This is a genomic window from Microbacterium sp. Cr-K32 (assembly GCF_000708345.1).
In the GTDB taxonomy this organism is placed as follows: domain Bacteria; phylum Actinomycetota; class Actinomycetes; order Actinomycetales; family Microbacteriaceae; genus Microbacterium; species Microbacterium maritypicum_A.
Map to the genome: position 1 here is coordinate 140529 of NZ_JARD01000009.1, position 11066 is coordinate 151594.

At 65.0% G+C, this 11066-nt stretch carries 9 protein-coding genes; 3 read left to right on the forward strand and 6 right to left on the reverse strand.

The annotated features are described in order from the left end of the window. Positions 1 to 171: 171 nt before the first annotated feature. From GZ64_RS19815 to GZ64_RS0103835, 6 genes are all read right to left on the reverse strand, one after another. The gene (locus GZ64_RS19815; protein ID WP_156040311.1) at positions 172 to 342 is read right to left on the reverse strand and encodes a hypothetical protein; all 171 of its coding nucleotides are present in this window, start codon (positions 340 to 342) and stop codon (positions 172 to 174) included. Positions 343 to 629: 287 nt separating this feature from the next. Next, positions 630 to 1994 carry an LLM class flavin-dependent oxidoreductase gene (locus tag GZ64_RS0103815; protein ID WP_029265197.1) on the reverse strand — a complete coding sequence of 455 codons (1365 nt, stop codon included), beginning with the start codon at positions 1992 to 1994 and terminating at the stop codon, positions 630 to 632. A 19-nt stretch (positions 1995 to 2013) separates the two neighbouring features. Next, positions 2014 to 3069 (reverse strand): flavin reductase, encoded by a 1056-nt coding sequence (locus GZ64_RS0103820; protein WP_051667836.1) that lies wholly within the window; start codon positions 3067 to 3069, stop codon positions 2014 to 2016. Positions 3070 to 3143: 74 nt separating this feature from the next. Then, positions 3144 to 4586: a peptide MFS transporter gene (locus GZ64_RS0103825; protein ID WP_081859663.1), complete on the reverse strand. Its 1443-nt coding sequence runs from the start codon at positions 4584 to 4586 to the stop codon at positions 3144 to 3146. Positions 4587 to 4715: 129 nt separating this feature from the next. Next, positions 4716 to 6041 (reverse strand): M24 family metallopeptidase, encoded by a 1326-nt coding sequence (locus GZ64_RS0103830; RefSeq protein ID WP_029265201.1) that lies wholly within the window; start codon positions 6039 to 6041, stop codon positions 4716 to 4718. A 66-nt stretch (positions 6042 to 6107) separates the two neighbouring features. Next, positions 6108 to 7013, reverse strand: a complete 906-nt coding sequence (locus GZ64_RS0103835) for an alpha/beta fold hydrolase (protein ID WP_029265202.1) — start codon at positions 7011 to 7013, stop codon at positions 6108 to 6110. 145 nt (positions 7014 to 7158) lie between these two features. Between GZ64_RS0103835 and GZ64_RS0103840 the strand changes: the two genes are divergently transcribed. From GZ64_RS0103840 to GZ64_RS0103850, 3 genes are read left to right on the forward strand one after another with little or no spacing between them, the layout of a single operon-like run. Next, positions 7159 to 8598 carry an oligopeptide:H+ symporter gene (locus GZ64_RS0103840; protein WP_029265203.1) on the forward strand — a complete coding sequence of 480 codons (1440 nt, stop codon included), beginning with the start codon at positions 7159 to 7161 and terminating at the stop codon, positions 8596 to 8598. Continuing rightward, positions 8595 to 9827, forward strand: coding sequence for a metal-dependent hydrolase family protein (locus tag GZ64_RS0103845; protein ID WP_029265204.1), 1233 nt, complete (start codon positions 8595 to 8597; stop codon positions 9825 to 9827). Before GZ64_RS0103840 ends, GZ64_RS0103845 begins: the two co-directional genes overlap by 4 nt. A 33-nt stretch (positions 9828 to 9860) precedes the next feature. After that, a complete protein-coding gene (locus GZ64_RS0103850) occupies positions 9861 to 11042 on the forward strand; it encodes a PucR family transcriptional regulator (RefSeq protein ID WP_029265205.1) in 1182 nt (393 codons plus the stop codon). The last annotated feature ends 24 nt before the right edge of the window (positions 11043 to 11066 follow it).

Consider the following 11066-nt stretch of genomic DNA (forward strand, 5'->3'; position numbering starts at 1 on the left):
GGTGTGCGAAACCGTCGTCGAGCGCGAAGTGGGCGGAGTGCTTCCGCAACACCGATGTCGGCGAGGGGATCTCCGAGGCGCTTCGGTTTGGCGCTGTGCAGCGGCGCGAGACCGCGCATGGGGAACATCATGGCTGGGTCGCGATGAGCGGCTGTACATTGAAGAATCGGATCAGTACTCCGGACACCACGGCTGAACGCCGCGCCGATGCCGATCATGAAGCTGCTCAGCCGCGATCGCCTGCACGATGCGGCCATGGGCGATCTCTCCGAACACGATCATGCCGACGACGATCACCACGAACGCGATGGTCGGCAGCGCCGAGGAGTTTGCCCTGATCATGCGGCGCACCCGGTCGGGAACCTTCTCCTGGCTCTTCCGAGCGGGAGCCCTCGTCAGGTCGCGAAGAAGCCGGTGATGACGAGGGCGAGATCGATCACACCGAGCGCTCGTCCGTGCTCCGATGGCCCTGACGGTGCGGAATCCACTCAGCGGGCGAGGGCTCGGACACTAGCGACCTAATTCCCTGAGAAGCGGGCGATTCTCTGTGACGTCAGCAATCGATCGGGAGGTACCACACCAGCTCTTTAGCTGAGACTGCGGACGGTCTCTGTAAGGCAGCATTCCTCTCAGCGTGCGGAAACTGGCTCGGTCACCGCCGCGGACCCGCGCTCGGGGCGCGCCAGCCCGAGATTCTCGCGGAAGGTCGCCCCCTCATAGGAGGAGCGTAAGAGACCCCGAGACCGCAGTTCGGGTACGACGGTGTCGCTGAAGATGTCGAGCCCGTTGGGCAGGTAGGCCGGAGAGAGGATGTATCCGTCCACCGCACCAGCGACGAACCACTCGGCAAGCTCATCCGCAACCGACTGCGGAGTGCCGATGACGACGCGGTGTCCGTAGGCGCTGACGACCTTCTGATACAGCTCTCGAAGGGTCAGGTTCTCTCGTCGACCGGTTTCGATGATCAGGGCGCGGCGGCTCTTGTAGTTCTCGGTTTCGGGGAGATTGTCGGGCAGTGGCGAGTCGAGGGGCAGGTTGGTGACGTCGTAGTCCAGCAGCTGGGAGAGTCGGGTGAGACCGACCTCCGGGTGGATCAACGACTGCATCTCCTTGTACTTGGCTTGCGCTTCTTCCATCGTCGATCCGATGATCGGTTGCACTCCGGCGATCACGCGGACGCTGGATGCCGGACGGCCGTACTTGACCGCGCGGGTCTTGATGTCGTTGGTGAAGGCGAGGGCCGCGTCCAGGGAGTTCTGCGCGGTGAAAGTGATCTCCGCGTACTTCGCCGCGAGCTCTCGACCGGCTTCGGAGGAGCCGGCCTGGACCTGCACGGGGGAGCCCTGCACGGGGCGGCGGACGTTCAGTGGTCCTCGCACGGAGAAATGCTTGCCTTCATGGTTCAGCCGGTGCATTTTCCGGGGATCGAAGAACCGGCCGGACTCGCGGTCGACCTCGAAGGCATCATCGTCCCAGCTGTCCCAGAGCCCCTGCGCCACCTGAAGGAATTCCTCGGCCCGCTCGTAGCGGTCGACGTTCGCGAGGTGCTCGGATCGGCTGAAGTTCCGCGCCTCCTCGGGGACGTAAGAGGTCACGAGATTCCACCCGAGACGGCCACCGCTCAGCTGGTCGATCGAGGCGAGCTTGCGGGCCACGTGGTACGGCTCGTTGTACGTCGTCGACTGGGTCACCACGAGCCCGATGTTCTTCGACGCCACGGCGAGAGCGGCAACGAGTGTGAGGGGCTCGAAGCGGTAGACGAGAGGATCGCGGCTGAGCATCTCGTCGTCGCCTGCGGGCATGCTCAGCTCATCGGCGATGAAGACGAAGTCGAGCATCGCCTGCTCGGCGTTCTTGACCACTTTCACCAGTTCGGGGAACGTCACGTCGACGTTCGTCAGTGCCCCTTCGTGGCGCCACCCTGCGATGTGCGCGCTCGTCGGTGAGAGCAGGGCACCCAGGATCATCTTCTCGTCGCGCTCCGCGTCGCTCATGGAGTGGTTTCCTTCCGGGTCAGTGGTCATTGAGGTGTCTGGCGAGTTCACGTGTAGTTTCGATCAAGGCTCGGGCGGCGTTGTCCACGCCCTCGGGACTCGTGTCGGCCATTCCGTACAAGCCGAGGACGAACTCCACCGGGCCCCCATCACGTCCGATGGGTGAACTGATGCTCTGCACCTGTCCCTCCGCCGGGGTGACTGCGAGCGGCAACTCTGCTCCGGGGTCCAGGACCGAGACACTCCATCTGTTGGACGGCTGGTGCGAGGGGTCCTCGATCGAGATGGAGTATCCGCGGCGGCGGATGACATCGAGCATGTCGAGCGCTGCTTCGGCCGCTTCAGGGTCCACGGCCTTGCGTTGCCAGCGTGCGACATCAGATTCCGTCGCCCACGCCATCGCGGTTCGTCCGAACGGGGCAACCAGCGGGACCCTTTCGCCGACGATCATTGCTCGCTGCGAGTCGGAGGGCACTCCGGCACTGGCCATGACCAGGGTGTTGTCGCTTTCGGATGTCGCCAAGACGCACTCGCAGCCCAGGTTTGATGAGAGCGCCTCCATCAGCGGTCGCGCTCGATCGACGAAGGCCAGGTTGCTCGCGACGTTGAGGTAGGGCGAGATCATCGTCTGCGGAGTGAAGCTCCCATACCCGCCTTGGAAGAACAGCATCGGCAGTTCGGCGTTCGGCGAGTCCATCTCGACCACTGCACCCAACACGATGACGTGATCCCCGGCATCGAGGACGTTCACGATCTCGCAGTCGATCCATGCTGCTGATCGCTCGAGAATCGGCGACCCGGTCGCGCCGATACGCCATGGTTCGCCCGCGAACCGTTCGACGCCCTCGGCGCGGAATGCCCGGCAGACAGGCTCCTGAGCCACCGTGAGCACATTCACGCAGAACGATCCCGCCGCTTGGATCAGCGGCCATGTCGTGGATGTCCGAGTGGGCATGAAGGAGACGAGCGGCGGATCCAGCGAGACGGATGCGAAGGTGCCGACGATCATGCCGACAGGCGACCCGTCCTGGCTCGCGGCGGTGACCATGGCGATACCGGTGGGGTACTGACCCATCACCTGTCGGTAGCGCGCCGGATCGAGCGCGGCGGAGGAACTCTCGGGCCGGGACGACGTCTGCGAACTCCACATCAGACGACCGACCTGCGGCCGAGCACGATGCGAACCAAGAGCATGCCGGCTGCGACCGCGAAACCGATGAGGCTGAAGGCCGCGAAATACCCGCTCTCAGCGCCGGTCACGAACCACTCACCGGCGACTCCTGCGATGGACACCCCGAGCGAGATACCGACGTACTGCAAGGACAGCATCCGGCTCTTGTTTCCGTTCGGCGCAGATTCGGTGGCCAACGACAGGCCCGACGGTGAGACCACGACATCTGCTGCGCCGAAGACGAAGACGATGAGAGCCAGGATGATCAGGGGTGTGATGGGTTGCAGGCTGGAGATCGCGAGGGAGGCCATGGCCGCGCCGCAGCAGGCGAACGCGATCATGAACTTGGTCGCGAGGCTGGGCTGCCGGGTTCCGAGGAACCCCCACAAGGCGGCGAGCAAGGGAGCCACGATGATGGTGCACAGTGGCGCGATGCCCAACACCGTATTTGGCGGCAGTTCCAATCCGAAGAGGAACCGGTCGGTTCTGGCCTCCGAATAGATGGCGACCGTCGTGTAGAGCTGCTGGTACAGAAGGTTGAATACCACAGTGGCCAAGAAGAACGGGATGTAGCGTGCGACTCGTCCTCGTTCGGTGGACGTGAAGGTCGGCAATGTGAAGAATCGCGAGAACACGATCAGCACGTAGACCAGGCTGCCGATCGCGATGAGCATGGCCGGATTCCACCCGATCACGATTGCGACGACGAGGACGGCATAAGCGCAGAAGGCACCGGCGAACGGAAGGATCATGGCGGCACCCCGTGGCCGAGAGTCGCGCGCGGGCGGAGGAGAGCCCGCCTCGACCGACCTGCGGAACGGCAGGTAGATGGCCAGCGCGACTGAGATCGCCACGGCGGAGATCAGGAACCCCGCCTGGAAACCCCAGGCGGCCTGGACGAAGCCACTGACCGTCACGCCGACAAAGGCGCCGAGGGCGCTGCCCCAGTAATAGATGGTGAACCCGGCTTCGCGCTTGGCGGGAGTGGCATCCATGATGCCACTCGTCAGAGTTCCCTCCGCGACCATCGTCAGCGCTGAAGACAGCGTCAGGCATGTCAACCCGACTGCAAGTCCGACGGCGCCGGGAATGAGGGCAAGGGCGAGATACCCGAGCACAGCCGATACCGCCCCGACCCGAAGGCCCAGCCCCGCGCCGAGAAGCCGATCGACGAGCCAACTCGTGAAGATGGTGCCGAGGAAGGTCACCGCTGTGAAGGCTGAGACCAGCGAGATCGCTGTGGTCTCCGGAAGCTCAAGACCGCCGTCCGTTGCGGCGAAGTACACGTAGTAGATGATGAGGGTCTGCGTGCCGTAGAACGCGAACCAATCGAAGGATGTGAATCCCGTCACGGGGAAAAGTGGCCGTGGCAGGCCCGCGATCGTGCGGGGTGTGGCTGTGGTCGCTGCGTTCTGCGGCATCAATGGGCCCTCTCCGTCGAAGGTGTGTGGTGGGGCGAGTCAATCGCATCCGGTCTCGGTGCGGCCGCGACAAACGTCGCCTGGCGCGACTCGCTATCGCGACCTGAGTCGTTCGTGCAGGCGGCGGGCTTAGCCGCGTTCATCGGGCGCTTCGACCTGCAGGATGTCGCGCGGAAGCTCCGAGAGCGTACGTGCGCCCTTCTGCTCGAACAGCACCGTGTCGATCAGCGCGATGAACGAGAGGCTCTCGACGTTGGTGACCAGACCCGCCTCGATCACTCCGCCCCGCTCGGGCAGGGTCGACCCCCAGACGAACTCGCCCACGTAGTCGGCGCCCATGGATATGCCCAACTCATAGCCGCCAACGAAGCCGATCCCCTCGCCGACGTCCGCCTTGCGGAAGTAGTCCTCCAAGGCATGGTCGAGTTCGCTGAACGGCATCCCCGCCTCGGGAACGACGGTCAGCACTTCCAACGCCCCCGCGCAGATATCGTTCAGACGCTGCAGCTCCGAACGCGGCTTGCCGAAAGTGAGGACTCGGCACGCGCGCGCGTGGTACCCCGCGGAGGCGGCCGCACCGTCGACATGGATGTAGTCGTTCCTGTCGAACCGATAGCGCCGTGAGCTCACCTCGTGCCCGAACGATTCCGGGGGGCCGGCGTAGACGGTGTCATGGATGGCGGATTGCTCACCGCCACCTTCCATCACGCCCCGCAGATAGATGCCGTGAGCCTCGTACTCCGTCATGCCGGGCTCCACCTGCGCCTGCACGGCCCGGATGCCGCTGTCCACCGCGTGCTGTGCCCGCATGATCCGGTCGAGTTCGGCCGGCGACTTGACTCGGCGTACTCTGCGGATCACGTCCGTCGCGTCGACGACCGTATAGCCGGCGTCGGTCAGCGCGTCGCGGTAGAGCTGCATGACTGCGGGATTGGGAATGCCGCTCCACAACTCCATGCCCACGCGAACGCGGTGCCATCCTTCGCTGCGCAGTTGCTCCACGATGAAGTCGACGTACGCCTTGCCCGTGGTGTTCGTCGTCAGGGTGCTCTCGGGCACGGGGCGGAAATCAGAGACGACCGACGTCCGTCTGATGAGGTCGGTGTGCAGCGCGCTGTCGACATAGAACATCGTGTCGTTCTCCGCGGTGACGACGGTCGCGGCCGATGGCGGGAAGTAGGTGGAAGCCTGCCATTCGTATACGCGCGACGTGAAACCATGGAGCCATGCCGACCCCTCGGGCGCGGTGACGATGAGGACGTCGATGTTCGCATCCGCCATGGCGCTGCGCAATCGGGTCCGACGGGCGTCGTATTCGCCGGTGTCGAAGGCGACATCAGACGGAAACTGCGCGACTCGGGCGAGTTCCTCCGCGACGAACTTCCCGATCCCATCGGGATATCCTGCCACCTCGTGGGGGGTGGTGTCGGCTGGCTGGCGTGTCAGGTCGGTCATCTCGTCCTTCTTTCTCCGTTGATGGTCGGGCCGCGTCGTCTTCTTGCGCGACCGTAAAGCTATGGCTCAGGCGAATCCGGCGAGGCGCCGAAGGAGCGGCGTCTCGTGGTCTCTCAGGTAGTGGCCTCCACCTGGCACCCAGGTGAGTCGGGCGTGCGGGATCAGTCGCGACCATTGGCGGGCGTGGGACGGAGGCACGAACACGTCGGCATCGCCGAAGAGCAGCTCGGTGGGAGCGACGATCTGATCTGCGCGGAAGCCCCATTCGTACTGGAAGAGCGCGAGCTCGTCATCCACCCACCCGTCGATCCCCTGCAGTCCCCACTCCCGTTGCTCGAGGTCTTCCTCCGCCTTGACCTCCGGGCGTGAGGAGACCTCGACATCGCTCGCGGGATAGCGTGCCAGCCATTCGTGCAGGGCATCATCCACGGAACCGAGATCGTCGATGAACGCGCGCAGACGCTCTTCGCCCACGCGAGCCGCCGCGATCTCTTCGACCGTCGCCTCCACCATGTCCGTCGCCGGATCGAACCCGTTCTCGCCCGGCGCGATGCCGACGATGATGCCGAGCGCGCTCACGCGGTCGGGATGCAGCGCTGCCGCTGCCGCCGCGAAGGGACCACCGCCCGAGGTGCCGACGGATACGAATCTCTCGGCACTGAGGTGATCGGCGATCGCCGTCGACCAGTGACCGGCATCGGCGACGCTTCGTCCTGGGCGCCGTGCGGATCGCGCATACCCCGGTCGGTCGAAGGAGCAGAGCCGGATGCCGCTGTCTCGCGCGGCGTCCCACCCTCCGGGTATCGACGCGGACGAACTCGGCGTGCCGTGATGCCAGATGACCAGCGGGCCGCTCGGATCACCCCATTCGCGGACATGGATCGTCGACCCCCCAGCGACGGGGAGGTCGTAGCTCTGCCGCCAAGGGGGAACAAGCGGGCTGGCATCGACAGACTCGGGGGACCTATGCATGGACCCATCGTGGAGGGGAACCGACGATTCAGACAGTCGACAACCGTCGGTATGTGACCGCGGTTAACGCGACACTTGTGAAGAACTGAGATTCGCTGCGTCCGATTTACTCGATCCATCGCAACACTCAGTAAGGGAGGCATCGATGTCGAACGTCGTTCCCGATTCATCCGTTCGGACCTTCGCGGGCCTTCCACGGCCGCTGTACCCGGTCACCGGTTTCACGACCTTCGACACGATCGCCCAGTATTGCGCGCAAGCGCTGATCACCTACTACGTGTACTTCGCCGTATCCGACGGGGGCCTCGAGCTGCCGCCGGCTCAGAGCATCGCGATCATCTCCGCCTGGGTCGCGATGAGTCTGCTGGGGACGATCTTCACCTCCTGGCTGGTGGACCGGGTGATCGGCGCCGGAATCGGGCTGCGAGCCGGGGCGCTCATCGCCGCGTCCGGGTATGTCACTCTCGCGTTCGTTCCCGGCCCCGTCGGCCTCGGAGCAGGACTCGTTCTCCTCACCCTCGCGCCCGCCCTGACACTGGTCAGCGAAGGCACTCTGACCAGCGGTGTGATGAACGGCACTGCGTCCCGGCGCGAATCCGGATTCACCATCTACTACCTCGGGAGTGCCCTGGGTGCCTTCGTCGGATTCACGGTGTCGGGTTTCATCCAGGCGGCGTGGGGTTTCCAGGCAGGCTTCCTCGTCGCGGCAGCGGTGATCCTTCTCGGCTTCTTCTTCTACCTGCCGTTCCGCAAGGCGGTGGAGGCGAACAGTCCTCCCCCTCCAGCCGAAGAGCGGCCCCGCGGGCTGGCACTGGCTCTCCCCATCGCCGCAGCAGTCGTGGCGACTGTCGCGCTGTCGATCATGGTCTCGCAAGGGATCAATCCGTCGACGGTGATCGCGGTGGGGACCGCCGTCTACGTCGTCGCGATGCTGACGAGGTACTTCACTTCGTCCACCTTCACGACATACGACCGAAAGAACGTCCTGCGATACCTGCCGTTCTTTGTCGCCACCGTCGCGTTCAACCTGATCTTCCAGCAGATCTACACGACGATCGCGATCTTCTCCGATGTACGGACGGACCGCTTCCTGTTCGGCGTAGAACTGCCGCCGGCCACCGTGCTGGGTCTCGCGCCGCTGTGCGTGGTCGTCGCCGCACCAATCCTCGCCGCGGTGTGGGCGAAGTTGGGCACGCGCCAACCCTCGCTCACCGTGAAATTCATCTTCACTTTCGCGTGCTGCGGTCTCGCGATGGGCTTGCTGGCCGCCTCTTCGGCGCAGCCCGTGACGCCGATGCTGGTGCTCGCCATCGTGGTGCTCGTCTTCGGGGTGGCAGACGTCGTGGTCTCTCCGTCCGGAATGTCGCTCGCCACAGAACTCGCCCCCGCGGGCAACGAGAGCCGGATGCTGTCGCTGCACTATGTCGGGATATCCCTCGGCATATCCCTCGCCGGAGTCGGCGGGGACCTGTTCAATCCCGACGACCCGAGCGCGTACTTCGCCGCTTTCAGCGGTCTCGGATTCGCCGTCGCGGTAGGCATGCTGATCGCGAGGCTCACTCTCGGACGAAAGGTCGCACCATGAGCTGGCACCGTCGAGGAGGAGATCTGCTCGTCCGCGCGGGCGCGGTGGCCGACGTCGCAACCGGAGAGATCCTGCGCGACCATGGCATTCGCATCGAGCAGGGGACCATCACCGAGGTCGCGCCCTGGTCGACGGGATCGAACGCCAGTGACCATCTCGATCTGCGCGGTCATCTCGTCACCCCCGGACTCATCGACATGCATACGCATCTTCCCGGCGCCGCCGCCCAGGGCACCTACGCGGACTTCCTGAGCGGCTCGGCGGCGCGCGACGCGCTCCTGGGGGCCGCGAACGCGCTCACGACGTTGCGTGCGGGATTCACCACTGTTCGCGATGTGGGGTGTTTTCGTGCGTTCGTGGACTGCGATCTGCGCGACGCGATCTTCGCCGGTCACGTGCCGGGCCCGCGCATGCTCGCCGCGGGAGCGTTCGTGACCTCCTCCTCCGGCGGTGGCGAGATCACGGATCTCGCCACCGACATCCCCTTGCCGCCCCAGTACCGGCTCGGCGTGGCTGACTCCGTTGACGAGGTGCGACGAGCGGTTCGCATGATCGCGCACCGTCGTGTGGACCTGATCAAGGTGATCGCCACGGGCGCGGTCATGACGAGTGGGACCATCCCTGGTGCTCCCGAATTCACCGAGGCAGAGCTTGCAGCCTGCGTCGATGAAGCGCGGGGATACGGACTCGCCGTCGCGGCTCACGCTCATGGTGATGAAGGCGCGCTTCGTTCGATCCGCGCCGGCGTACGCACCATCGAACACGGCACGATGATCTCGGACACGGCGATCGCGGCAATGGTCGAGCACGAGACCTACTACGTGCCGACCACGTATGTGGCGACGTGGATCCTCGACCACGGCGAGGAGCTTGGGTTCCCCGCCGAGATGCTCGCGAAGACCCGTTCGGTGGCTGGCGCGGCCCGAGACGCGTTGGGTGACGCCATCGACGCCGGGGTGAAGATCGCCTACGGGACCGACGCAGTCGTCTACCCCCACGGACTCAATGCCCGACAGCTCGCCGAGTTCGTCGACGCGGGGATGACTCCGATGGACGCACTGCGGTCGGCTACAGTGGTGGCGGCGAACTGCCTGGCTCGAAACGATCTGGGTACGGTCGCGCCCGGCGCGGTCGGAGACCTCATCGCCGTTCCAGGGGTCGACTTGAATGACATGCGAGCGTTCGAGGACGTTCGGCTCGTAATCCAGGCCGGCCACGTCATCCCTTAGCGGAGCCCGATCGCCGCGAGAAAGGCGAGCCGCTTGTTCGACGCAGTGCAAGAGACCATCGATCGGCTCGCCGCGTCGCTGCGTCGTTCCGCATCCCTCGTCTACGCCGATCTGACCCTGGTCGCCAGCAGCCGCCACCACGACGACGTCGATCCCGCACAGATCACTCTGCTGACCACTCGCCACGCGCAAGACGCCATCGGCCACTCGACTCTTTCGGCGGCCTCGGCGGTTGTGATCAACGCCGATGCCGACCGAGGCATCCACTTCCCTCGCATGGTTCTGACGCTGCGATCTCCGGCGGAGACCTTCGGCTATCTGATCATCACGTTGTCCACGCCACTCACCCCGTTGGAGTACCTGAGCATGCTCGAGGCGGCCGATGTGCTACGACATCTGATGGAGAACGCCTCGCGTTCCATCGAGGACGTGAACCTGGAGGTCGAAGCCGAGATGATGGCCCTCCTTACGGACGAGGAGACAAATCGCGCGATGGCGGCGGATGAGCTGTTAGGGCTCGGAATGTTCCCGCATTCGAACTATCTGGTCTCGCTGTGCGTGGAGGTCGACCTCGAATGGGGGCCATGGGACGGGCCGCCGGTGCGAGAGGTGCTCACCCGCTTGGTCTCTCGCGCAATCACCACGCCTCGTATCGATTCGTACGCCTTCGTTCCGACGGCGCCCGCGACGTTCATCCTCATTGGTTTTCAGAGGCCTCCTGCGCGCGAGGCCTTGGACAGCATCGTGAGTGGCCTCGCCGCCGAACTCACCCGCGCCCGGAGTGGCGAAGCTCTTCCCGGTCGTGTCGGCGTGGGCGGCACTGTTCATGCTCTGGCCGATGCCTGGCAGTCGTACGATCAGGCAGTGGTGGCCACCAAGGTCGCTCGGGCACTGCGAAGTCCTTACTCGTACTGGATCGACTCACCGGTCGAAGCATCCCTGGCCGCCATGTTCGGGCCGATCGTCCCCGAGCACCTGCGCACCGACTCCATCCACCGGCTCGAATCGGCACCGACCGAAGTATCGGAGTTGCTCGTCGCGTACTTCGACGAAGCGGGAAGCGCCACAGCGATCGCTGCGCGGTTCGGTGTGCACCGGGCGACGATCTATCAGCGGCTCGATCGCGTGGCGAAGCTGATCGGTCTCGACCTCACGAAAAGCGATGACCGCCTGGTGATCCACGCCTGGCTGGCGAAGCGGCGATTCATCGACTGAGGAAGGCCGCGGCATCGTCAGCTC